This window comes from Idiomarina sp. ST20R2A10 (assembly GCF_051842345.1).
GTDB lineage: Bacteria > Pseudomonadota > Gammaproteobacteria > Enterobacterales > Alteromonadaceae > Idiomarina > Idiomarina loihiensis.
In genome coordinates, this window is record NZ_JBNIEY010000005.1 from 22,909 (window position 1) to 46,741 (window position 23,833).

Genomic DNA, 23,833 nt, shown 5'->3' on the forward strand with positions numbered 1-23,833 from the left:
AAGGAATGTAATAAAATGGATTCTATTGGAGTTTTAGTATGAGAGCTAAAATGAGTAAAAAACAGCAGGGTTTTACCATCATCGAGCTGATTATTGTCGTAGTCATTCTCGGCCTGTTGGCAGCCGCTGCCATTCCTCGCTTCACCGATGTATCATCGGATGCTGAAGACGCCGCCCTAGAAGGTGTTGCCGGTGGTTTTGCCAGTGCGGTTGGCATTGTTCGCGGCGAATGGGAACTGAGCGGTCGTCCGAAAGGGGCCAGTGGCACGGGAGCCGGGGCTGAGGTGTCTATGGACCAAATTCAGCTTTACGTAGACGGTAGCACGGGGTATCCGGTGAGTGGTGACAATGCAAATGCGCACGACGAAAACTTAGCGGCAACAGACTGCGTCAGTGTTATGCAATCTATTTTGCAGGGCGCACCAACGGTCACAACCAATTTTAATAACCTGAACGAAACACGCTATTTTACTTACGTGACACAAGATAGCGCAGCAGGTAACGATATGTGTGTTTACTATTTAGCGAACACCATAAAAAATGAAACAGAAGCTCCGTCGGGTGATGATTATCTGACAGTGGGCAATGCTTTCGTTTATAATCCACGCAACGGCGGCGTGAGTATTCACAGCAACAACCAGTAAGTTTTTTTACAACAATTGAGAGTTTTAATTATGCGCAATCAAAAAGGTTTTACCCTGATCGAACTGATCATCGTTATTGTAGTTTTGGGGATTTTAGCAGTAACGGCTGCGCCTCAGTTTATTAATTTTTCTAGTGATGCTCGTACCAGTTCTCTGAAAGGTATGGAAGGTTCTATTAAGGGCGCTATGCAGCTGACTTATTCTAAGGCTGCGGTCGAAGGAAAAGAATCGGCCGCCTCAGGTGAGACTATTTCAGTTAAAGGTAGCACTGTGGGCTTAGTCTACGGATACCCTGCGGCTTCAGAATCCGGAATTATTAATGCTGTTGATGGTGATTTTGCTGATTCAGCTTTAACAAACGATTGGGTTTATGAAGTTGGTACAGATACAGTCGTAGTCGCTCAATCTTCATCAATAGGTGGAGATACATATAGTGAGGGTGATGTTGAGGCTTCAGAGTGCTATTTAACTTATACAGCTGCATCTTCAGATGGAGAAGAGCCTCCTGTAATTTCATCAGCCTCTGTAACGGTTACAGATTCAGGTTGTTAAAACTGACGAAGCCCGTAGTTCTCTCTGCGGGCTTTCAAACCAAGGCCGCATATGAAGTCCAGAGGCTTCACACTCATTGAACTTATCATCATACTGGTGATCATCGGTATCCTCGCTGTATCCGCAGCTCCCGTTTTTTTTGATAGCTCCGGTACGCAAAGCCAGGTTTTACGACAACAGGCAATGAGTATTTTGCGCAGCATTCAGCAACAAGCGATGCAAAATACCGATAAACCGATTGAGTTGCAGGTAACCCAAACAACACTGGGTATGCCTCCTTATAATAACGAGAACAACCTGCAAATAAGTAATAGCGGCATAGAGTTTTCACCTGCGGATTTTACAATAGGTTTCGATGGCTTAGGCCGACCGACTCAAGACTGTGAAGGTGGTTGCGTTATTACCCTTAAAGAAAGTTCAGGTGTAGACCGGGTTATTAGCATTAATAAAGAGGGCTTTATTAATGCGCAATAACTTCTCTAAGGGCTTTACGCTTATTGAACTGATTGCCGGAATTGTGGTTATTGCTATTGCCACACTTGTGGTGACGTCTGGTCTGGGTCTGCTTTTTCGACAAAGCGTAGAACCCTGGCAGCAGGTAAGAACAGCAGAAGCTGGGCAAAGCTTAATGAACGAAATAATGGCCCGGCGCTTCGATGAAAACTCTAATGCTGGTAATCGGTATCTACGGTGTTCTGAAGATGACGCGAAAGACTGCACTGTTCTTGAACCATGCCCAACTGATGGTAGTACACCCAACGCTGAAGAAGCTCAGCGAAAACAATTTGATGATGTTGATGACTACAATGGTTTGATGTTGACAGGCGCTGAACTCAGTGGCTCTTCATCTAACCGCTATAACGGTTTTAAAGCAAGGATCTGTGTTAGTGAAAAAACGGCTAATCAACTGAAGCGTGTAACGGTCGCAGTGACAACGCCTCAAGGCGAAAGTATCGAATTCAGCGCCATAAAAGGAAACTGGTAATGAATGCGCAGCGAGGCTTTACATTAGTCGAACTTATAATCGTAATTGTACTGCTGGCAATTATTGCTGGTTTTAGTTTCCAGTTTGTAGGTATTGGTGCGCAAATGTTTTCTACAGGGGCAGAGCGCTTGCAAACTATTGAAAAAAGTCGATTTGCTATTGAGCGAGTGACGCGTGAAATTCGAGGGGCTGTCCCTAACAGTGTTCGAGAGAACGATCAATGCATTGAGTTCGTTCCTATTGTAGTTGCCGGTACCTATTACGATGCGCCTATCCGGCCTGACTCCTCAGATGAAATGACGTTGGTTACCTTTGCCGGTAGCCGGTATGCTGATAATATTTCCTGGACGTTAGAGGGAACCGAGCGCGTGTTTATATACGCAACTCGGTCAAACTTCATCTATTCTGATAATTCTCAGCGTTATGTGAATATTGACGGAGATTACTCTTCTGACAGCGTAGAAAGTATATTGCCGCTAGAAAATGGTAGTCAGTTTGCTAAAGAGAGCCCCTTCAAGAGGGCTTATGTCGGCGCTCAGCCAGTTAGCTTTTGCCTAAGTTTAGGGAATCTTTATCGTGTCAGTGGCTATAGTTGGCAAAAAAATCAACCGATACCGTCAGCCGGTTTTACGGAGAGAAATATCCTAGCCATGGGAATTGATATGGCTACAGCGGACTTTGACGTAACCGCTAATAACCAGCAAAGTAATAATATTATCACCATCCAACTTCAGTTTGGTGAAAATGCTGAAGAACAAATTTTCTATTATCGCGAGGTGCAGATACCCAATGCACCATAACAATTCATTTAAATCAGTTAACAAGCAGCGGGGAAACACGCTTGTCATAGCAGTGTTTGTTATTGTTGTGCTCGGCGGGTTGGTCGTTGCTTTGGCTAGTTTGCTGAGAACTTCATCTGAGAGTGTGGTGGTTGAGGTGTTAGGAACACGGAGTCATTTGGCGGCGCAATCGGGTTTAGAGCAGGCTATGATGACGGTTTACCCTCTAAACGAAGAACCCGTCACTGATTGTAGTGTTGATGGCCAGAATTATGAGTTCCCAGAGGACAGAAGCCTTCAGCAATGCACAGCGAGTATTAGCTGTGATAGCGAAAGCTATACTAACAACGCCGACGAAACCTTTATTCATCTCACCGTGACGTCGATAGGGGTTTGTAAAGCAGGTTCACAGGAAACTTCACGACAACTGCAAATAGAAACGCGAGTGGAGAATTAAAATGCATATTCGCTATTCACCAGTTTGGGTTTTAGCATTTTTATTCTTCACGTTCATGGTCGAAGCAGAAACCTATGAGATACCTCCACCGGGTAATTCCGGGAAAGGGGGACTGCCTGATTGTAATTACGAAAGAAATACTAGCACATTTCAATGTAACTCGGGTTTGGAACTTAATGACGACGACATCATTGAGTTTAGAGGAAACCCATCGTTACCAATTACTATAAGTGTAAAAGGGGATGTTTCTTTCGGTGACCGAGTAAGAGTTAACAGAGGCGGCAACGCGCAGGACCTTCAATTTAGTATCGACGGCGACTTCTCTGTTGGTGATGACGCATCTGTGGCTGCAACGATTCAGAAAGCTAATGAAGTTTCTATAGGCGACAGAACGAAAGAGCTTGGAGATATATCTGCAGATAAAGTAGAGCTTGGAAGTCAATCGCAAATAAATGGTGATATAGGCGCTTCTTCTGATGTTGAAATTGACAGCCAGGCTACCGTTAGTGGAACAGTACGAGCTGGAGGGAATGTATCAATAGAGAGTCAGGCCAAAATTTTTGGCGATGTAATATCCGGAGGTGAAATAGAGAGCGGCGATGGTGTTGAATTCGTTGGAAACATTCGGTCAGACGATTCAATTGAACTGGGAGACCGTGCTGTAGTCGCCGGAAATATTATCGCTGTGGATGAATTGGAAGTTGGTGATGGTTCCAATGTTCAAGGCGGAATAACCACATTTTCTTCCAAAGGCGATATTGATATCGGGAATGGAACTAAAGTAATAGGTGAAATAAATGGTTCAGCTGATTTCAGGGCGGGAAAAGGAACTGTATTTGAAAATAATATAAATAGCTCTGGAAAAGTCGATTTAGACGATAGGGCACGTGTTGATGGTTTTGTAGATGCTGGTAGCGATCTTTCGCTAAATCAACAGGCCAGCGTTAGGGGAGATATTAAATCCGGCGGTGAAATAGATTTAGCCTTTCTGGCGGAAGTAGGGGGCTCAGTTGATGCCGATGACGATGTTTCGCTAGGAACACAAGGGCGTATTAAGGGAAACATTAACTCGCGTGGTGATGTTGAACTAGAGATTCGTTCGACAGTCGAGGGGTATGTTAATGCAAAGAATGGTGATGAAGACGGTGATCTGGGAGAAGGTACTGTTGTCGGTCAAACATGTAACCGGAACAATAATCGAGGGCCTTGTGATGGCGAGCCTCCCAACCCGTCGTTAGGAGAATTAGGTTACTGGACGTTTGACGAGCCTCAATGGCAGGGAAGTTCAGAGGAAGTTTTGGATTCCTCAGGTAATGACTTAAACGGTGTAGCGTTAAGAGGTGCTGATACTCAAGGCATTGCCCCCGCAATAGCCGGAAGCCCAGGTACTTGCCGCTACGGGATGTTTGACGGTAATAATGCGGTGCGCGTGAATAATGCGGCTTCAATTGCTAGTGCTGAATCAGTTTCTGTAGCTTTTTGGTTTAAGGGAGAAGCACGACAGCAGGATCGATGGGAAAGATACCAGACTTTACTTATGATGGGTGACGGGCCTACAGAAAGTGCATTTGGGCGATTTGAAGTTTACCGACAAGATCGCTCCGATGGAGGTGGAATTTATTTCGAGATACGCAACGATAATGGCAACCTTTTTAAAGTAGAAGCAGGCAACTCACAGCGAGGCCAAGATAATTTATTTGATAACACCTGGCACCATTTGGCAGCTTCCTACGATAAAGACGCCCGGCGTTTAAGGCTTTATATCGATGGTCAATTGGTGGATGAGACTTCGTTTAATCGAACTCATACTTTAAATCCGGTATCGGATAAGCTGTATATTGGTGGTCAAGGAACCTCCGACTTTAGTTTCAACGGTGAAATTGACGAAGTTTTTATTGGAAATCGACCTCTAACTTCAAATGAGGTGACTACGTTAAAAGAAAGAACCCGGCCGTGTGGTAACGAGAGACCTTTGTGTGAAGCCGTTTGGGCGGAGCCTGCCAGCTCAAATAACTCAGTCCCTATTCCTTTTAGCTTACCTGGTAGTCAATGGGAAAACCAATTACCTGCGAATCTCCAGCCTATGGATTATTTGCGAACGGGAGATTTTGAGGATGTTGGTGAAAATTATTCAACTAACGGCCAAACCTCACGTGTTTATATTGACGGCGACTTAACCATAAAGCCGGGGCGGCGAATTAATATAAATGGAGATGCGAACGAACTGATACTTATTGTAACGGGTGACCTACATTTAGAACGGGATGTTAAAATTAACGGTTATATTTATGTCTCCGGTGATTTGTCCTATGAATCAAGCATTTTCTCTCAAACGGAAATTACCGGCAGTATCAGTGTCGGTGGAAGAGTTCAGGGCAATGATTGGTGGGACTGGTGGAGTGCATTTGGCCCTGATATAACCTATCAGAAACCAATAGAGCCCATTGACGGGGGACACTTTTGTCGAGCTACAAATAGTAGTGAACCGCCCGTACCTTCGGTTGATCATTATCAACTCTCATATAATACTCCTGCTTTAACCTGCAGTGGTGCGAATGTTGACATAAAAGCATGCGCTAATTCTGATTGTTCAGAAACGTACCCTGCCGAAGCAACTGTTGAACTGAGTTCGTTGGCTGGTGAGTGGTCAAGTAACCCTGTAGCCGTATCACCTTTGGGCCGTTCAACTCTCAAGCAACTCAATGCAGGCACTTATACCTTAGCCGTCGATAATGGGGGGACTTCACCTCAACCAGAGAACTCAGCGAGGTGCGTCGTTGACGGTAGTTTGTCTGAAAATTGCAATATTGAGTTCCGCGATACTGGCTTTATTTTTACTAATAGGGACAACTTAGATAATAAGGATATACCTCGGCAGATTTCAGCGGAACCATACAACAACCTTAAGCTCTGGGCAGTAGAAACTAATACTCAGACCTTTGCTTGTGAGGCTATTCTTGAACCGCTGAGTTCAGTCTCTATGAGTATGAACTGTGTCGATCCTGATGAATGTTTAATGGGGACAACAGTCAATGATCGCGACGTCGTGGAAAATACATTCAGTGATGTAGATATTGATTTTAATAACGGAAAAGCTGACTTACGAGTGAACTACGCAGATGCCGGAGCCATTACGTTAACGGCGAGAGCGGAACTGCCTGACGGCGAAATACAAGGAACCTCGGAAGCTTTTGTTTGGGCTCCTACTTCGATTCGAGTCGAGCCGTTTCAGAGTTCCCCCGGCAGCTACCAAAGTGGTATTCTGGCTAAAGCTGGAGAGGCATTTACTGCAGAGCTAACAGCTCGTAATAGCCAAGACGATATAACGCCAAACTTCGGTAATGAAACAGTCCCTGAAAGTTTGCAACTTAAATCAGAAAGTCAAGAGTTAAGCCCCGCTGTTCGGCCAGGCGTCCTAAGCAATGCCGAAGGCTTCATTAACGCAGGAAATGGTACTTTTAGGAATGAGGGACTGAGTTACTCCGAGGTAGGTTTAACTCGAGTAACTGCTTATATTGAGAGTAAGAACTATCTACCGGGATATCATTCGTCGGAATTTGAGCTTGAAGTTAGTAATGAGTTGACTGAAATAGGTCGTTTTATTCCTTATGAATTTGAGCCGCTCACGGCTGAGTTTGTCGGCAACTGCACTGACTTCTATTACATGGGGCAGCCTCAACCTGTCGCGTTGTCTGCCCGGGCAGTGAATGCCTCAGGAGAGCTCACAAAGAACTACACTGGTTCACTCGCTAAAGCGATTCCGATGTTTTTCGCCTATGACAGCAATGAGACGGAACTGCGAGGTCATAGCGTCGACCACGAAGGTAGCTGGGAATGGAGTGAGGGTACTGGCCAGTATACTGGGAGTGCGTCTGTCACCGTTTCCCGGTTAAATTCGGGTGAGCGAGATGGCCCCTTTGAGAACTATGTATTAGGTTGGCAACTGGATGATCAGGAAAATGATAATTTCTACTCTGTGATTGAGAATGGCGGTTTGCCCGTATCTACATCATTTGAAGCAACAGAGCTAGATTCTTCGTCACTCTATTACGGTCGCATAAACTTGCAGGATACCTTCGCGGCAATGAATGACGTCATGCCTGTAGAAGGGGCTGTGGAGTATTGGGATGGGGCTAGATTCGTGATTAACCGAAAGGATAACTGTGAGACTTTTGATAGCGATGCTCTTAGGTATGTTGACGATCTATCAACGGGACCCGAACCAATTCCAGCTGACTTGGCTTTACCAGTAACCTTAGAAAACGGGAAGTTGAGTCCGTCGTCAAAAGACATTGACGAATTACTGCGCTGGGAGCCTGAGTTGGTGGACGACCCATACAGTTTTACTTTCGAACTAAATGTACCTGAGTTTTTGCAATACGATTGGGACGGCGACAGTAACTACCAAGATAACCCCACAGCCGAGGGTACATTCGGTATTTATCGTGGCAGTGACAGACAAATTTACTGGCAGGAAGTGGGTTGGTAGAACGAATTATAACGATTAATCGACAATTCGATGACAATGCCTCTTGCTCTTTTGTTAACAAGCAAATAGCATAAAGCAGAGTTTAAACGAAAAATGCGGACGTTGACGAACGTTCATAATTATTACAATAACGATAGTGCGACTACAGCTTTGGCTTTTACGCCGCTTTGTTATTTTTTCAAGCTTGGAATGGAAACATGATGCGATTGGCTCGACTGGCCCTGGTAATGGCCTCTACATTGACATTCGCCTCGACGGCTCTTGCTCAGCAGGAGATGACTGTCGAAGAAATTGCTAACCAAATTTCGACTCTAGAGAGCGATTTTGAAAACTTTTCTGGCACCGTAAACACGCTTCAGCAAGAAGAGCGGGATCTGCGGGAAAAGTTACAAAACTTGCGTGAGCGCAATAGCGAACTGGAAACGAAACGCGAATCAGCACTGGCGGAAATGAATGACCGCTACCAACGTTTGGTGGAAGACCCAACAATTGATATTGCTGGCGCTCAAGAAGCGTACAAGCAAGCTGTTATGGCTCACCAGCAGAATAAAGCAGACATTAAGCAGCAAGTGAGTCTGGTTAGTGAGAAAGCGCGCGAAGTAGAAGAAGCGCGTGTGAGCAAACATAGCCTTATTAATGAAATTGAGACGCTAAAAGAGCAACGCAATTTAGCGCGTGTTGGTCGCTTAGAAAATGAATTTAACCGTACTGGCGAACTTGAAGTGAGTCAGTCAATTAGCTGTGACCGCCAGGAAACACTGGGACAGTGTGAAAATCGCGGCAAACTCATGGCTAAGCAAAAAGCATCGAAACAGTATCTTGATACCATTCTGGATGGTTTAAGTGAGGCTTCTCTGGCTCGCGAAAACATTGAAAAAGCCAGTCCGAATGTACAAATTCTAGGTTCTAAAACGGTCAGTAATGGCTTTAGCGGTGCCGGTAACTACGGTGTCAAACTGGCGGTTGAACTGCGTGGACAGTTACCTCAAAGCCAGGCTTGTACGTTATTGAACGTTGACATGCGCTATTGTGCGTCGGAGCAACGGCCGGGGGAGCTGCAAGCGGGTGATGAGGAAACGGTTGATAGCTCCGTCATGCACCCGTTAACCATACGCTCTAACGTGTATGACGATGAAGTTGTTATCGATGGTGTTAGCTACGGTTCTACCCCGCTGGAGGTTATGCTCCCGGGTGGTGAACATCAGATTGAAATTCTTAAGTATGGTTACTCTGCCTACGCGGAGAAAATATTACTAAAAGACGCTACCGCTATCCGGGCTGAATTAGAGAAGTCGGATTACTCTTTTACTCGCGGCGAAAAAATTCAGGATATTCTGTATCGCGATGTTCGTGGTCCTGAACTGGTTGTCGTTCCTGCGGGTAAATTTAAAATGGGTGACCTGGTCGGCAATGGTTTACCAAACGAACGTCCGGCAGAGACGCGTGAAATTCCAACCGCATTGGGTATTTCTGATACTGAAATTACGGTTGAGCAGTTTGGCAACTTTGTAGAAGATACCGCTTATGTCACAGAGGCAGAGAAAAACGGTACTTGCGCAAGCCTAAGTAATGGTCGCCCTCAGTTTAATGAAAAGCTGAGCTGGAAAAATCCTGGATTCAAACAGTCTGAAAGCTCTCCGGTGGTTTGCGTCAGTTATAACGACGCACAGGCTTATGCTGAATGGTTAACTCAAAAAAGTGGTTTTAAATACAGCATTCCCACTGAAGCGGAATGGGAATACGCTGCACGCGCCGGGTCGGAAACCGATTTCTGGTGGGGAAATGATGTTGGTTATGGCAAAGCAAACTGTCGTAACTGTGGAACAGATTGGTCAAATACACGTCCAGCTCCGGTAGCTAGTTTTCATCGTAACCCCTGGGGATTATACGATACTGTCGGTAATGTCTGGGAGTGGGCTGAAACCGATGAGGGTGTTGTAGTTAAGGGCGGAGCCTGGAACTTTACGCCAAGTTTGGCTCGAGTTTCGACTAGAATGGAACTTCCGTCAGATTTTAACTCCAACTACATTGGATTCCGTGTTGTAAGAGCTCAGTAAGTACTTGCTGAGCTCTTTGCTGTCACTCTGTTAGCTTATAAGTAGGGATATACCGCTTCATGTTTAAAAAAATTCGCGGCCTTTTTTCAAACGACCTTTCTATTGACCTGGGAACAGCGAATACGCTTATCTACGTCAAAGATGAGGGTATCGTTCTGAACGAGCCGTCCGTTGTTGCCATTCGTCAGGAACGCTCAGGCGGGCCAAAATCTATCGCCGCCGTTGGTGCAGCAGCAAAACAAATGCTGGGTCGTACACCAGGAAACATTCGTGCCATTCGTCCTATGAAAGACGGTGTTATTGCAGACTTCTATGTGTGCGAGAAAATGCTCCAGTTTTTCATCAAACAAGTGCACGACAGCCACTATTTCCGGCCTAGCCCTCGTGTTCTGGTATGTGTTCCATGCGGATCAACTCAAGTAGAACGTCGTGCTATTCGCGAATCTGCATTGGGTGCAGGTGCACGTGAGGTTTACTTAATTGATGAACCAATGGCCGCTGCTATCGGTGCTGGCTTACCAGTGTCTGAAGCTACGGGTTCGATGGTGGTTGATATTGGTGGTGGTACAACGGAAGTTGCCATTATTTCATTAAATGGTGTGGTTTATTCATCATCGGTTCGTATTGGTGGTGATAAATTTGACGAAGCCATTATTAACTATGTTCGCCGTAACTTCGGTGCACTTATTGGTGATGCAACTGCTGAACGTATTAAGCACGAAATTGGTTCTGCATTCCCCGGCGAAGAACTGAAAGAAATTGAAGTTCGTGGACGTAACCTTGCTGAAGGTGTTCCGCGTTCATTTACTCTTAACAGTAATGAAATTCTGGAAGCTTTGCAGGAACCTTTAATGGGTATTGTCAGTGCAGTTATGGTTGCGCTGGAGCAGTCTCCGCCAGAGCTTGCATCGGACATCTCCGAGCGCGGCATGGTGTTAACTGGTGGTGGTGCGTTACTGAAAGACATAGACCGTTTGCTTCTGGAAGAAACAGGCATTCCGGTTATTATTGCTGATGATCCGCTAACTTGTGTTGCACGAGGCGGCGGTAAAGCTCTGGAAATGATTGATATGCATGGTGGTGATTTATTCAGTTATGAGTAATTCATGAAGACGCTGTTTGCCCGCGGTCCCACCTTACTCTCCAGGCTAGTGCTCGCACTAGCCTGTTCGTTTCTGCTGATCTTTATTGACCATCGACTTCAGGCTATGAAGCCGGTTCGGTTATTTCTGAATTCTCTGGTGGCTCCGGTTCAGTATTTGGCTATTTTGCCAGAACAGCTACTGGACAGTGTCTCCGAATCATTAAAAACCACGTCGCAGTTAAGCGATGAGAATAAGCGGTTAAAGCGGGCTATTCTCGAATTACAGGGTGAGCAACAGCAGCTTCGCTTTCTTCAGAACGAAAATAAACGACTACGTGAACTTCTTGGCTCCGACGCCCGCGATTCAGTCCGACGTATGGTTGCCGAGGTCATCGCTGTTGCCTCTGAGCCGTTTTCACAGCAACTGGTTATAAATAAAGGTACGCTTAGCGGAGTGTATGAAGGCCAGCCCGTACTAGACAGCCATGGTATTATTGGGCAAGTGCAGGACGTAGGCGGTAACACCGCACGCGTATTACTGTTGTCGGATCAGAGCCATGCGATATCTTTGCGCTCAGAGCGCAATGATATTCGTGTACTGGCGCAGGGAACCGGCGATATCGGACGGCTGGAGTTGATGTTTATTCCTCACAGCACAGAGCTAAAAGAAGGGGATCTCCTAATGTCTTCGGGGTTAGGGGGCATATTTCCTGAGGGGTATCCGGTGGCAACAATTCGACAGATTGTCAGAGATGAATCTCTCCCTTTTGCTAAAGTGATAGCGGATCCCGTCAGTGCGCTTGACCGCGTTCGTAATGTTCTATTGTTGTGGCCAAGCGACGGCGAGCAGCAACCTATTTTTGATGAGGACGAGGAATGATCGTGATAAAACCCGGCTTCATTACGTTGTTGATCACCTACATCATTGCGCTGACTCTTATGGTTATGCCAATGCCTGCCGCGTTCGATACCTTTCGGCCTGACTGGCCAACTTTGGTTATGCTGTACTGGATAATAGCCTTGCCGCACCGGGTAAATATGGGAACCGCTTTGGTGCTGGGCGTGCTGAGCGATATATTATTGGGTTCTATTGTCGGTGTTCATGCTTTAGGTATGGTCGTTGTCACTTATTTTGCGGCACGTCATTTTCAGCGCATTCGTAATTTTGCTTTAATACAGCAAGCATTGGTTATTGCCGTGCTGATTTTTATTAAGCGCTTTGTTGTGTTTGAAGCTAATGTGTTTTTGCACGACGCTGAATTTACCTTCTCTTACTTCTGGCCAGTACTCACTTCAGCTGTTTTTTGGTTATGGGTATTTCCCTTACTGCGAAAAGTTCGTCGTCAATTCGGAGTGGTGTAATGCGCTTGTTGCTCGCTTCTTCTTCTCCCCGTCGGCGAGAGCTGCTAACGCTATTGCATAGACCCTTTGATTGCGAAGTTCCGGAAATAGAGGAGCTACGAGGGGCTAATGAGAATGCTGGTGACTATGTGACTCGCCTGGCGGAAGAAAAAGCTCAGACTGTGGCACAACGCCAACAAACTCCCTGCTTGGTGATTGGTTCTGATACCCTGATAAGCTTTAAGGGGCAAGTGCTGGAAAAACCAGAGAGTTATGAACATTTCAGTCAAATGATGAAGCAGCTTTCCGGTCAGACACATCAGGTTCTGACATCAGTTAGTGTTTGCCACTGGAATGGTCACAGAGTGGTTGCCGGCGAAACGGCTTTAGTAACAACGCAGGTGGAGTTTGCCGCACTGAGCCAGGAAGAAATAGATGCTTACTGGGCAACCGGTGAACCTCATGATAAAGCGGCTGGCTATGGTATTCAGGGCTATGGCGGGAAATTTGTAAAACGTATTGAGGGTAGCTACTTTGCTGTTGTTGGCTTACCTTTATATGAAACTGAACAGTTGTTGCGGATGTTTGAAATGACAGGTGAAGTCGATGAGCGTTGAAGTCCTAATGAATGTGACCCCCACAGAGACTCGTGTAGTGCTTGTTGAAAATGGCATCCTGCAGGAAGTCCACATTGAGCGTCAGGCAAAGCGTGGCTTAGTTGGCAATATATACATGGGAAAGGTATCGCGGGTGTTGCCGGGAATGCAGGCGGCGTTTATTGATATTGGCCTCGACAAGGCGGCGTTTTTACATGCCTCGGACATTGTCGTTCAGGTGGATGGTGATGATTTACCGCGGCCTGACGAAAAGCCACAACAAAGCATTACCGAATTGGTGCATCAGGGACAGCATATTATGGTGCAAGTGGTTAAAGACCCTCTGGGAACCAAGGGGGCGCGTTTAACCACTGACATCACCCTACCGTCGCGGTACCTGGTGTTTATGCCGAAGAGCGACCATGTAGGCGTCTCTCAGCGCATTGAAGAAGGCGAGGAGCGCGAACGTTTGCGGCAGTTGGCAGAAGAGGTCAGTAAAAGCGACGGAAAATTCATTGTTCGCACGGCAGCAGAAGGTGCTTCAGATCAATCGCTGCGGGGCGATGCTGACTTTCTTTTCCGGTTGTGGGAGAAAATAAAGGCGCGGAAAAAATCTCAACGCAAAGTCGGCATGCTGTACGAAGACCTGAATCTTTCCTGTCGTGTACTACGTGACTTTGTCGGCGAAGAAATAGAACGCATTCGGGTTGATTCTAAAGTCACCTTTGACACGCTCAAAGTATTTACTCAGGACTTTATTCCCGAACTAACCAAAGTTCTTGAGTATTACACCGGTGACCGGCCTATTTTTGACTTATTTGATGTCGAAAATGAAATGCAGCGAGCGCTAGACCGTCGGGTTGACTTGAAATCCGGTGGCTCACTGATTATTGACCAAACCGAAGCGATGACTACGGTTGATATCAACACAGGTGCGTTTGTTGGTCACCGCAATTTAGAAGAAACCATATTTAATACCAATATCGAAGCCACGCAGTCGATAGCCCGTCAATTGCGGTTACGGAACCTTGGCGGCATTATCATTATCGATTTTATTGATATGCAGGACGAGGAGCATAAGCGGCGGGTATTGCACAGCCTTGAACAGGCGTTAGGCAAAGACCGTGCAAAAACAACCATTAATGGTTTTACCTCGCTTGGGTTAGTGGAAATGACCCGGAAACGCACCAGAGAAAGCCTGGAGCATGTTTTGTGCTCGGAGTGTCCGGTTTGTCTGGGGCGCGGCAGCATGAAGACGGTTGAAACCGTCTGTTATGAAATTATGCGTGAAATTGTCCGGGTTCATAAAGCTTATGAAGCCGATAAGTTCGTTGTTTATGCCTCTGCACAGGTAAGTGAAGCCTTACTTAACGAAGAATCTCATGCGCTGGCTGAACTTGAGCTGTTTGTTTCGCGTCAAATAAAAATACAAACCGAACCTCTGTATAATCAGGAACAATTCGACGTAGTAATGATGTAAGGCGCATGCGGACACTGTCGTGGATTTTGAACAAACTCTGGCTAACGCTGGCTATTGTGCTGGTGCTGGTTGCTGTCGGCCTGAGTTTATTGCGTTACAGCCTGCCATACCTGCCCGATTTGACCGAACCACTTGAACGGCAGCTGGAAGCTCGTTTCCAACAACCCGTGAGCATTAGTGACTTATCTATGGCCTGGACCCGGGAAGGCCCTTCCATTGTGCTGGATAATTTAGTTTTGCTGGAACGCGAGCAGTCGCCTGTGCAAGTTCGTGTTGGTAAGGTTCATGTGGTACTCGATTTCTGGAAAACTTTACTGGATCAACAGCTCATTGCGCAGCAGTTTATTCTTAATGACGCCCGCATAGCGGTAGATATACGCAAATTCTCGGCAGCTAACGAAGCTGAGAAATTAGATTTAGACTACGTTAACCGCTTATTCCTGCAGCAATTAGAGAAGTTTTCACTGAATAATGGTGAGTTGCTACTGACAAACTTGCGGGGCGTAACGCGAGAAATTGATATTGACCGACTGTCCTGGACCAATGAAGGCAAAAAGCACCAGGGGATTGGCCAATTCCGGATGGAAGACTTTGCGACTAATAGCCTGGATTTCATTATTGATTTGCGCGGTGATCGCTGGTCGGAGTTTAATGGTCAGTTCTATGTTAATTCACAGAACGTTGATATCAGTCCCTGGCTTGAAGAGCAACTGGGCGACATTGACGTACAAGCTTCAAACGTAAACTTTACGGGTTGGCTCGATGTTCGTAATGGTCAATTATTTGAAGGATTAGTTAAGTTAAGAGACAACCGTATTACCTGGTTAGACAATAATTCCGAAGAACTTAACTGGTTGCAGTTACCCGAGGGAGAAATTGTGCTGCGGCCGGAAGAAAATGGCTGGCTACTCAACAGTATGCCAATGACAGTAAATACCTCGGTAGGTCATCTTGAATTACCGCGTATAGCCTGGCAGCAACTGGATGAGATCCACGATATCAGTGTGGATAATATCGCGATTGATGAGGTTACCGGGTTACTACCTCTGCTGCCTTTTAATATATCAGCGGAATCGGTCATGAGCCTGGGGTTAAAGGGTAAGGCCAGCGTGCGCTATCGCCTGCATCCTGTCTCCGGCCAGCAATGGTCTGTAAAAAGCCACAACCTGTCGGCCGACGGAAATGAGCGCTGGCCTGGTTTTAATGGCCTTGATGTCAGTATAAGCAGCTTGTCGAATCACGGTTTGTGGCAAGTAGAAGGTGACAACGTTAGCCTTACGGGAAACAGTCTTTCCGGTAAGCAAGCGTGGGATATTGATACTTTTAATTTGTCCGGCTCCTGGTTGTTACAAGCTGATAACTGGCGGGTAAATTTAGAGCAGCTCCAACTTCGGCGAGACGACTTTCAGCTTACCGGCAGTGGCGGTTTGTCCGGCGACAGTGAAACAACACCACAAATTGACTTATTGCTTTCTACCGCACAGGGCTTTTCTGTCGACACGGCCCGCAAGTTGCTGCCATCAATTATGGGTCAGGGAGTCAAAGACTATCTTTCCGCAGCCTTAGTATCCGGTCGGGCTCGTGGCATGGAATTACTTTGGCGAGGCCCTGTCACTCAGTTTCCGGCGGCGACCAATCAAGGTGTCTTCAATGCGCGGGTGGAGTTCGATGATTTAACCTACCGGTTTCAGCCAGACTGGCTTCCGCTAGCCGATGCTCCGGTAAAGCTCGACTTTTATAACAGAAGCTTGTTCATGTCTACCGATGCAGGGCATATAGAAGATGTACAGGTAACCCGGGTTGACGCGCAAATTAAGGACTTAGCAGATGCTTCGCAGGGCTTGCAGGTTCAGGCTAGTGTTAGTGGAAAGGGTGAATCGTTGTTACCTGTTTTTGAGCAGTCGCCGCTGGACAGCGTAACCGAAACGCTCATTCAAATTGACCCGAGCGGAGAGGTTTCTGGTTCTTTTCAGTTGGATATCCCCTTAAATAGCTCGCGAGATGTCGATGTCGCTGTTGATGCTCCGTTGGCCGGGTTGTCTTTTAATATTGACGCCATACAACAAGATTTTACGGTTTCTGAAGGTATTCTGAAGATTGACAACAGCAAGGTTAGTACCGAAGGGTTGCGCCTTAACTGGTACGGTATGCCTATACCAACGAAAGTATCGGGAGAGCTAAACGGGGCGGATTACTTACTGAATGTGAATACAACTCTGGACTGGCAAAGCGAACCCTTATTTAAGCAATTGCCTTATCCACAGTGGAAACCGTTTTTCTACGGAGCGGTAAATGGTGAAGCTAATCTCCAGTTAACTTTTAACGCAGACGATGTCGGCGTTGCGTTGGAGTCTCAGTTTGATTTGACCGGTCTTGAGACATCGCTTCCAGCGCCGTTGCAAAAAGATTTTGGAGATAACTGGCAACTGTCGGTTCAGCTCAATGGGACTGGAGAAGAACTGCGTTTACGAGCAAGTATTGACCAGCGCCTTAACTGGGATAGTCGCTGGCAGCCGGGCAGTGGAGGCTGGCAAATGGCCAGACTGGATATTGGTGAAGTGAACTCTGCGAATGAACTGGTTAACGGCTTTGCTATAAACGCGCAGCTTCCGCATGCAGATATCGGACAGTGGTACTCAGTACTTTATGCGTTGGCCGGGGATTCAAACGTTGATACTGAAAGTGGTAGTGGGGATGGGTGGTTGCCCGATTCCATTCGTATTGAGACGCCTCAGTTACAGTGGGGACAGCAGAAATTTGCTCAGGCGGATATCCAGGTATGGCCGGATGATTTAGGCTGGCAAGCGCGGGTAGATGCTGAGAACGCCGTGCTAAGCGCGACCATTCCGGAAAGCTTTGTACAGCAGGGAATAACGGTCAGAGCCGATTACCTGGCGTTAAGCAGCGACGTCGAGCTGCCGGAAAACACCGAGAAGACCGACTGGAGCTGGCTTAAAAAAGTACCGAAACTTAACTTTTTCTGTCGCAGTTGTCGCATTGACGAGCATGAGTTAGGCGAAGTTGAGTTAGTGCTTGCTCCGCTTGAAGACGGCTTCAGTATAGAAAAAATGGCTCTTAAAAAGGGTAGTGATGAGTTGGCTGTAACAGGTTATTGGCGCTACACAGACGAGCAGGCTTTAAGTGCGCTTTCGGGACGTTTGGAGGCTGGAGACCTTGGTGATTTATTACGTGACTATGGTCTGGAAACGGCAGTAAGAGACAGTGCTGCCGTTATTGACTTTAACTTAAACTGGCGTGACCACTTGTATCAACCAGACTGGAGTTCGCTGAGCGGGGAAGTGGTCTGGGATTTAGAAAAAGGCTATCTGGCCGAAGTGAGTGACGGCGGCGCGCGTATTTTTTCGTTATTGAGCCTGGACAGTATTCTCCGAAAGCTGACTTTAGATTTTCGTGATATTTTTTCGCAGGGAATGTTTTTTACTGACCTAACTGGCAGTGTTCAGATCGAAAACGGTGTTGCGACCACCGAAGATGCAAGATTACTGGGATCCGCAGGAGATATGGATATTCGTGGCTGGACCAATATGAAAACTGGTGAGCTAAATTATAACCTGACCTATGCGCCGAAGGTCACTTCCAGCCTACCGATTATTCTTGCCTGGATGGTAAACCCGCCCAGCGGCCTGGCTGCGTTGTTCATCGACAAAGTACTGCACGATGCGAAAGTGATTTCGCGTCTGCGTTATCAGGTCACCGGTACTATTGATGAACCGGTGGTTGAAGAAATAGAACGTGACAGCCGCCCGGTTGATTTGCCAGAATTGGAAGAGAACTCAACCGATTCAGAGGCAGACGATGACACAAGTGCAACTGACGGCGCTGCAAATGAGCAGTCGCCCGGATCCGCAAGATAATTTAGCCATTGTTGCTAAACTGCTGGAACAACTTCCTGCCGCACGTCCGCAACTGGTGGTGCTGCCTGAAGCCTTTAGTTGCTTCGGTGCCGGTGACCGTGCGCAGTTAGCGATGGCTGAACCTTACAAGGATGGTGAGGTGCAGAAACAGCTGGCTGCCTTAGCGAAAAAGCACGAGGTTTATCTGGTCGGCGGTACACTGCCGGTAGATGCCGGTGAGCGATTCTCCGCGGCATCTATTCTTTTTGGCCCCGATGGCGCTATTCTCAATCGCTACGACAAAATTCATTTGTTTGATGTTGATGTGGCTGATAATACTAAGGAATACCGCGAGTCAAAGTGGACTCAGCCGGGCAGTAAGGTGGTAACCACAGAAACGGACTTTGGTGTGGTTGGCATGGCAGTATGTTATGATCTGCGCTTTCCAGAGTTATTCAGAGCATTGCGTCAGGCTGGCTCCCAAATCATTGTTTTACCCTCTGCTTTTACTCAGGTTACCGGAAAAGCTCACTGGCATGCGCTGGTTCGCGCCCGCGCCATTGAGCAACAGGTTTTTATCGTGGCACCGGGTCAGGTGGGGGAGCACGCAAATGGTCGTGAAACGTTTGGCCATTCAATTATTGTCAGCCCCTGGGGTGAAATACTGGCAGAACAGGAACTGGATGAAGGTGTTGTTTCTGTCAGCGTTGACGTAGCGGATATTGAATCCATACGAAAACAAATGCCGGTGGCGCAACAAAATCAATTTGAGGTTGTACAAAAGACATGACACTAACTGACTACGAATTGTCACAAGACGACATAAGCAAGGCCTTATCCACGCTATACAGCGGTGATATTGACTTTGCCGATATCTATTTACAACACAGTGTCAACGAGTCGTGGGTGCTGGAAGATGGCATTATTAAAGACGGCGCGTTTCATATTGAAACGGGTATGGGTGTGCGCGCTGTACAGGGCGAGAAAACTGGCTTTGCTTATGCCGATGAGATTACATTAAAAGCGTTACAGCGCACTAGCGAAGCGGCCCGCGGCATAGCGCGTCAGGGGCAAAGCAAAAAGGTTGAAGCCCTGAAGTCGGTGCAGGCTAAGTCGCGCTATGAAGCGCTGAATCCGCTGGATACTTTGTCTGAAGACGAAAAAATTGAATTGCTGAAAAAAGTTGATGCGCACGCGCGGGCACAGGACTCACGTGTAAGCCAGGTGGTGGTTAGTTTGAGCGGCAGTTACGACGAAGTTTTAGTTGCTGCGACAGACGGCACGTTGGCTACTGATAAGCGACCTCTAATTCGTCTGAACTGTTCTGTTATTACCGAGCAAAACGGTCGCCGCGAGCGCGGCAGTGCCGGTGGTGGAGCGCGTGTAGGATATGAGTTTTTCCTTGATGAAGCGTCCGGCAATGCCCGCTGGCAGCGTTTTGCGGAAGAAGCCGTACGTCAAGGACTCGTGAACTTGGAAGCGAAACCTGCACCTGCAGGCAATATGCCGGTGGTACTGGGCTCTGGTTGGCCGGGGGTGCTGCTGCATGAGGCGGTTGGACATGGGCTGGAGGGCGACTTTAACCGTAAAGGCTCGTCTGCCTATTCCGGCAAAATTGGCCAACAGGTGGCTTCACCGCTTTGTACTATCGTCGATGACGGAACTCTGAATGATCGCCGTGGCTCAATGAGTATTGATGACGAAGGCACACCCAGTGGCTATAACGTATTGATAGAAAATGGCGTATTGCGTGGTTACATGCAGGACAAAATGAATGCGCGTCTAATGGGTCAGGCAACCACCGGAAACGGTCGCCGTGAAAGTTTCGCTCACTTACCTATGCCGCGAATGACCAATACGTATATGCTCGCCGGAGAAAGTAGTCCGGAAGACATCATTGGCAGCGTGAAAAAGGGTATTTACGCACCGCAATTTGCCGGTGGTCAGGTCGATATTACTTCCGGACAGTTTGTGTTCTCAGCATCTGAAGCTTATTTAATTGAAGACGGTAAAATTACCACACCGATAAAGGGTGCAACACTTATTGGTAACGGACCAGAAGCTATGGCTCAGGTGTCTATGGTGGGTAACGACCTGTCGCTGGACGAAGGTGTTGGTGTTTGCGGCAAAGACGGGCAGAGTCTACCCGTAGGTGTTGGGCAACCGACGCTGAAACTGGATTCAATGACGGTTGGCGGTACCGAATAAGTGAGTTGCCCGGTATTAACCGAGCAGTTCACGTAAATAAACAAACAGCTGACGGGCAGCGACAGGCGGTTTTTGTTCAGCCCGCTGTTTTTCGGCAAGACGAATAAGCTGACGCAATTTTTGGCGGTCAGCATGAGGGTGCTCTTCAATGAATTCTTGTAGAGCATCGTCGCCTTCATGCAGCAGTTTATCGCGAGTTGTTTCAATCTCGTGAAAAATGGATGTTTGCTGCTGATGCGCATTTTTTAAGTTATTTAAGGCTTGCTCAATAGGCGCGATATCACGTAAGCGCATGAGCTTGCCAATAAATTGAAGCTGGCGTCGGTAGCCTTCGTGCTTGTTACGAATTTTACGGGCAAGTAAAACGGCATCGCGCAGCTCATCATCCAGTGGCATTTTTGCTAACTGGCTGTCAGTTAAATTGACAAGTTGAGTCCCTAGCTCCTGGCGTTCAGCCATTTCGCGTTTTTTTTGGGACTTGCTGACGAAGTCGTCAGATTGTTCAGGATTTTCGGCTGGGCGTTTCGGCATAAGTTCGATTCATTAGCGCTACAAAGCCGTCAGTTTAGCAGTGAGGAGAGTTTTTTGATAGTACAACTGAGTGACTTACAGGTTCAAATGAAGCAGGTAGAAAGTGCTGTTAAAGAAGCACTGCGACTGGCTGAAGCAAAAGGCGTCAGTTCTGCTGAATGCTCAATCAGTCACAGCTCCGGTATTTCGGTCGGGACCCGCCTGGGCGAAGTCGAAACCGTCGAGTTTAATCAGGATGGGGCGCTGGGCATTAGCGTGTATAGAGGCAACCAGAAAGGTTCGGCATCGACTACAGACCTGTCGGAACAGGCCATTAGCGCTGCCGTCGACAAGGCTTGTGATATTGCCCGTTTTACCTCTCCGGATCCATACAATGGTTTGGCTCCGGCCGAATTAATGGCGACCGATGTACCGGATTTAGACTTGTGTCATCCCGGTGACCAGAGCGCAGAGTATGCCATAAAGCAGGCACTGGCTTGTGAGAAACACGCCCTGAACCTGGATGAGCGCATTGTTAACTCAGACGGCGCGCATTACGGCAGCCACACGGGTTTTCGTGTTTATGGGAATAGTCACGGTTTTATTGGCGGTTACTTACAGTCGCGACATAACCTTAGTTGCGTTCTGATAGCCAAAGAGGGCGACAAAATGCAGCGCGACATGAGTTATTCTGTTGCCCGCAAAATGCACGAATTAAAATCTGCCGAGAGTGTTGCCGAAGAGGCCGCCGCAGAAACCTTGTCGCGCTTGGGTGCACGCAAAGTACCAACAGCTAAAGTACCGGTTATTTTCCGGGCTGATGTGGCAGGGAGTTTGTTTGGTCATATGGTCAGTGCTATAAGCGGTGGCAATTTGTACCGCAAATCCAGTTTTCTGCTCGACCATTTAGGCAAGCCGGTGCTGCCAGAATGGCTGAGCATTCAGGAAAAACCACATATTATCGGTGGCCTGGCGAGCTCGCCGTTCGATGCAGAAGGTTTGGCGACAAAGGATAGGGAAATTATTACCGACGGGGTGCTGCAAACCTATCTGTTAACCAGCTATGCTGCACGCAAACTGGATATGCAGCCTACGGGTCACGCAGGTGGTATCCACAACTGGCGAGTGACACAGCAGGACAACTCGTTAGCGCAGTTATGCAAAAAAATGGGTACGGGCTTGCTGGTAACCGAATTGATGGGGCAGGGCGTAAATATGGTCAACGGTGATTACTCACGTGGCGCTGCCGGCTTCTGGGTTGAGAACGGTGAAATTCAGTATCCGGTAGAAGAAGTGACCATTGCCGGTAACTTAAAAGACATGCTGGCGAACATTGTTGCCATAGGGAATGACACCGACGAACGCCATGCGCTGCATACCGGCTCAGTGTTATTAGAGCAAATGAGTATTGCCGGCAATTAAAAAGCCAGGTCTCTAAGACAGTAACAAGGTTGCTGAGCCAAGGAAGGCAAAGATACCGACCACGTCAGTGACAGTCGTCAGAATGACCCCGCCAGCCAGCGCGGGGTCAATATTAAAGCGCTTAAGAACCAGCGGAATGGTCGCACCGGCTAAAGCGGCTGCGACTAGGTTCATCATCATGGCAAAGGCAATAATACCGCCAACCAGCCAGTCTTGCTTCCACAGTGCGACGACTGCCGCAATCAGTACCGACCAGATAATGCCGTTTAAGAAACCAATAGCCAGCTCTTTACCGATAAGCCATCGGGAGTTACTGGTGCCTATGTGTCCCAGAGCCATACCTCGTATGACCAGAGTTAATGTCTGGCTACCGGCTATGCCGCCCATACTGGGTACAATGGTGTTTAAAATAGCCAGTACAGCCATTTGTGCCAGTATGTCTTCAAATAATGAGCTGACCATGGCGGCCAGTAAGGCAGTAACCAGGTTTACCGCCAACCATACGGTACGGCGGCGGGTACTTTTTAATACCGGAGCGAAGGTATCTTCGTCATCTTCCAGACCCGCCATACTCAACATGGAGTGTTGGGCTTCTTCGCGGATAATATCGACCACGTCATCGATGGTAATACGACCTACCAGCTGCTGCTCATTGTCGACGACCGGCGCAGATACCCAGTCATGACGCTCGAACAGTTTTGCGACTTCCGTTTCATCCATAGTCACGGGGATGGTGGTAATGTCGGCCGACATAATTTCGTCAATGCGACGGCTGGGATCAATAGTTAACAACTGGGTTAAAGTAATTTCGCCAATGAGTTTTTCATGGCGATCCACGACGTAGAGTTTATCGGTGGCTTCAGGGAGTTCACCTTTAAGCCGCAAATAACGCAACACAACATCAATAGTGACGTCCGAGCGCAAGGTGATGGTATCGGTGTTCATGATACCACCGGCGCTGTCTTCGGCATATGAGAGCGCGGTTTCCGCACGTTCCCGGTCGCTTTCGTCCATGGACTTCAGAACTTGCTGATAGACTGGCTCAGGTAAGCCCCGCAAAACGTAGGCAAGGTCATCGGTGTCCATGCCTTCGGTGGCCGCCGCAAGATTCTCCGGCGCCATTTGACGAATAATGTCTTTCTGAACCTCTTCGTTCAGTTCTTCAAGAATCTCGCCGTGTTCATCTACGTCAACCAGTTTCCAAACAATGGAACGGCTTTTGGGGGGTGAGGATTCCAACAGCAACGCCACGTCGCATGCCGGCATATTATGCAGCATACGGCGTGCAGCAACGAACATGCCATCGGATAGCGCGGAGTTAACCTCCTGAATGCGCTGCATGGCATATTCTTTGTCGGAAAGCTCTGCAATCATG

19 protein-coding genes are annotated in these 23,833 nt (G+C 47.5%); 17 read left to right on the top strand and 2 right to left on the bottom strand.

Annotated features, from left to right (window positions below):
* Positions 1–50: 50 nt before the first annotated feature.
* The 16 genes from ACP7H9_RS08775 (at position 51) to tldD (ending at position 20,526) form a co-directional block, all read left to right on the top strand.
* Positions 51–644: a prepilin-type N-terminal cleavage/methylation domain-containing protein gene (locus ACP7H9_RS08775; protein WP_227016354.1), complete on the top strand. Its 594-nt coding sequence runs from the start codon at positions 51–53 to the stop codon at positions 642–644.
* A gap of 30 nt (positions 645–674) precedes the next feature.
* The gene (locus ACP7H9_RS08780) at positions 675–1,196 is read left to right on the top strand and encodes a type II secretion system protein (protein ID WP_034818692.1); all 522 of its coding nucleotides are present in this window, start codon (positions 675–677) and stop codon (positions 1,194–1,196) included.
* 51 nt (positions 1,197–1,247) lie between these two features.
* Positions 1,248–1,670 carry a prepilin-type N-terminal cleavage/methylation domain-containing protein gene (locus tag ACP7H9_RS08785; RefSeq protein WP_439222578.1) on the top strand — a complete coding sequence of 141 codons (423 nt, stop codon included), beginning with the start codon at positions 1,248–1,250 and terminating at the stop codon, positions 1,668–1,670.
* Entirely contained in the window at positions 1,660–2,181 is a 522-nt protein-coding gene (locus ACP7H9_RS08790; protein ID WP_439222579.1) for a type IV pilus modification PilV family protein, read from the top strand. Before ACP7H9_RS08785 ends, ACP7H9_RS08790 begins: the two co-directional genes overlap by 11 nt.
* Positions 2,181–2,981 carry a prepilin-type N-terminal cleavage/methylation domain-containing protein gene (locus tag ACP7H9_RS08795; protein ID WP_439222580.1) on the top strand — a complete coding sequence of 267 codons (801 nt, stop codon included), beginning with the start codon at positions 2,181–2,183 and terminating at the stop codon, positions 2,979–2,981. The genes ACP7H9_RS08790 and ACP7H9_RS08795 overlap by 1 nt, the downstream gene beginning before the upstream one ends.
* The gene (locus tag ACP7H9_RS08800; RefSeq protein WP_439222581.1) at positions 2,971–3,417 is read left to right on the top strand and encodes a Type II secretory pathway component; all 447 of its coding nucleotides are present in this window, start codon (positions 2,971–2,973) and stop codon (positions 3,415–3,417) included. The genes ACP7H9_RS08795 and ACP7H9_RS08800 overlap by 11 nt, the downstream gene beginning before the upstream one ends.
* 1 nt (position 3,418) lies before the next feature.
* Positions 3,419–7,906, top strand: coding sequence for a DUF6701 domain-containing protein (locus ACP7H9_RS08805; RefSeq protein ID WP_439222582.1), 4,488 nt, complete (start codon positions 3,419–3,421; stop codon positions 7,904–7,906).
* 197 nt (positions 7,907–8,103) lie between these two features.
* Positions 8,104–9,963 (top strand): SUMF1/EgtB/PvdO family nonheme iron enzyme, encoded by a 1,860-nt coding sequence (locus ACP7H9_RS08810; protein ID WP_439222583.1) that lies wholly within the window; start codon positions 8,104–8,106, stop codon positions 9,961–9,963.
* A 59-nt stretch (positions 9,964–10,022) separates the two neighbouring features.
* Complete coding sequence (locus ACP7H9_RS08815) at positions 10,023–11,066, top strand: rod shape-determining protein (RefSeq protein ID WP_011233642.1); 1,044 nt, start codon at positions 10,023–10,025, stop codon at positions 11,064–11,066.
* Positions 11,067–11,069: 3 nt separating this feature from the next.
* Positions 11,070–11,927, top strand: a complete 858-nt coding sequence (gene mreC / locus ACP7H9_RS08820; RefSeq protein ID WP_439222584.1) for a rod shape-determining protein MreC — start codon at positions 11,070–11,072, stop codon at positions 11,925–11,927.
* Positions 11,924–12,409, top strand: coding sequence for a rod shape-determining protein MreD (gene mreD, locus ACP7H9_RS08825; protein ID WP_011233644.1), 486 nt, complete (start codon positions 11,924–11,926; stop codon positions 12,407–12,409). The genes mreC and mreD overlap by 4 nt, the downstream gene beginning before the upstream one ends.
* Positions 12,409–13,005 (top strand): Maf family protein, encoded by a 597-nt coding sequence (locus ACP7H9_RS08830; protein WP_439222585.1) that lies wholly within the window; start codon positions 12,409–12,411, stop codon positions 13,003–13,005. Before mreD ends, ACP7H9_RS08830 begins: the two co-directional genes overlap by 1 nt.
* The gene (rng, locus tag ACP7H9_RS08835; RefSeq protein WP_011233646.1) at positions 12,995–14,464 is read left to right on the top strand and encodes a ribonuclease G; all 1,470 of its coding nucleotides are present in this window, start codon (positions 12,995–12,997) and stop codon (positions 14,462–14,464) included. The genes ACP7H9_RS08830 and rng overlap by 11 nt, the downstream gene beginning before the upstream one ends.
* Positions 14,465–14,469: 5 nt before the next feature.
* Positions 14,470–18,339: a YhdP family protein gene (locus tag ACP7H9_RS08840; protein ID WP_439222586.1), complete on the top strand. Its 3,870-nt coding sequence runs from the start codon at positions 14,470–14,472 to the stop codon at positions 18,337–18,339.
* The gene (locus tag ACP7H9_RS08845) at positions 18,311–19,108 is read left to right on the top strand and encodes a carbon-nitrogen hydrolase family protein (RefSeq protein ID WP_286822980.1); all 798 of its coding nucleotides are present in this window, start codon (positions 18,311–18,313) and stop codon (positions 19,106–19,108) included. Before ACP7H9_RS08840 ends, ACP7H9_RS08845 begins: the two co-directional genes overlap by 29 nt.
* Positions 19,105–20,526, top strand: coding sequence for a metalloprotease TldD (gene tldD / locus ACP7H9_RS08850; RefSeq protein WP_114982056.1), 1,422 nt, complete (start codon positions 19,105–19,107; stop codon positions 20,524–20,526). Before ACP7H9_RS08845 ends, tldD begins: the two co-directional genes overlap by 4 nt.
* A gap of 15 nt (positions 20,527–20,541) precedes the next feature.
* Here tldD and yjgA read toward each other — a convergent pair whose 3' ends face one another.
* Positions 20,542–21,057 (bottom strand): ribosome biogenesis factor YjgA, encoded by a 516-nt coding sequence (gene yjgA / locus ACP7H9_RS08855; protein WP_011233650.1) that lies wholly within the window; start codon positions 21,055–21,057, stop codon positions 20,542–20,544.
* Between the two features lie 54 nt (positions 21,058–21,111).
* On the opposite strand from yjgA, the gene pmbA reads away from it, so the two are divergent.
* Positions 21,112–22,458 (top strand): metalloprotease PmbA, encoded by a 1,347-nt coding sequence (gene pmbA, locus ACP7H9_RS08860; RefSeq protein ID WP_011233651.1) that lies wholly within the window; start codon positions 21,112–21,114, stop codon positions 22,456–22,458.
* A gap of 12 nt (positions 22,459–22,470) precedes the next feature.
* Here pmbA and mgtE read toward each other — a convergent pair whose 3' ends face one another.
* Positions 22,471–23,832, bottom strand: a complete 1,362-nt coding sequence (mgtE, locus tag ACP7H9_RS08865) for a magnesium transporter (RefSeq protein ID WP_011233652.1) — start codon at positions 23,830–23,832, stop codon at positions 22,471–22,473.
* Position 23,833 lies beyond the last annotated feature (1 nt).

What these genes read in the sequence shown, in the direction of transcription:
- ACP7H9_RS08775 (WP_227016354.1), top strand. Translation starts at nt 51, where the DNA reads ATGAGTAAAAAACAGCAGGGTTTTACCATCATCGAGCTGATTATTGTC.
- ACP7H9_RS08780 (WP_034818692.1), top strand. Translation starts at nt 675, where the DNA reads ATGCGCAATCAAAAAGGTTTTACCCTGATCGAACTGATCATCGTTATT.
- ACP7H9_RS08785 (WP_439222578.1), top strand. Translation starts at nt 1,248, where the DNA reads ATGAAGTCCAGAGGCTTCACACTCATTGAACTTATCATCATACTGGTG.
- ACP7H9_RS08790 (WP_439222579.1), top strand. Translation starts at nt 1,660, where the DNA reads ATGCGCAATAACTTCTCTAAGGGCTTTACGCTTATTGAACTGATTGCC.
- ACP7H9_RS08795 (WP_439222580.1), top strand. Translation starts at nt 2,181, where the DNA reads ATGAATGCGCAGCGAGGCTTTACATTAGTCGAACTTATAATCGTAATT.
- ACP7H9_RS08800 (WP_439222581.1), top strand. Translation starts at nt 2,971, where the DNA reads ATGCACCATAACAATTCATTTAAATCAGTTAACAAGCAGCGGGGAAAC.
- ACP7H9_RS08805 (WP_439222582.1), top strand. Translation starts at nt 3,419, where the DNA reads ATGCATATTCGCTATTCACCAGTTTGGGTTTTAGCATTTTTATTCTTC.
- ACP7H9_RS08810 (WP_439222583.1), top strand. Translation starts at nt 8,104, where the DNA reads ATGATGCGATTGGCTCGACTGGCCCTGGTAATGGCCTCTACATTGACA.
- ACP7H9_RS08815 (WP_011233642.1), top strand. Translation starts at nt 10,023, where the DNA reads ATGTTTAAAAAAATTCGCGGCCTTTTTTCAAACGACCTTTCTATTGAC.
- mreC (WP_439222584.1), top strand. Translation starts at nt 11,070, where the DNA reads ATGAAGACGCTGTTTGCCCGCGGTCCCACCTTACTCTCCAGGCTAGTG.
- mreD (WP_011233644.1), top strand. Translation starts at nt 11,924, where the DNA reads ATGATCGTGATAAAACCCGGCTTCATTACGTTGTTGATCACCTACATC.
- ACP7H9_RS08830 (WP_439222585.1), top strand. Translation starts at nt 12,409, where the DNA reads ATGCGCTTGTTGCTCGCTTCTTCTTCTCCCCGTCGGCGAGAGCTGCTA.
- rng (WP_011233646.1), top strand. Translation starts at nt 12,995, where the DNA reads ATGAGCGTTGAAGTCCTAATGAATGTGACCCCCACAGAGACTCGTGTA.
- ACP7H9_RS08840 (WP_439222586.1), top strand. Translation starts at nt 14,470, where the DNA reads ATGCGGACACTGTCGTGGATTTTGAACAAACTCTGGCTAACGCTGGCT.
- ACP7H9_RS08845 (WP_286822980.1), top strand. Translation starts at nt 18,311, where the DNA reads ATGAGCAGTCGCCCGGATCCGCAAGATAATTTAGCCATTGTTGCTAAA.
- tldD (WP_114982056.1), top strand. Translation starts at nt 19,105, where the DNA reads ATGACACTAACTGACTACGAATTGTCACAAGACGACATAAGCAAGGCC.
- yjgA (WP_011233650.1), bottom strand. Translation starts at nt 21,057, where the DNA reads ATGCCGAAACGCCCAGCCGAAAATCCTGAACAATCTGACGACTTCGTC.
- mgtE (WP_011233652.1), bottom strand. Translation starts at nt 23,832, where the DNA reads ATGATTGCAGAGCTTTCCGACAAAGAATATGCCATGCAGCGCATTCAG.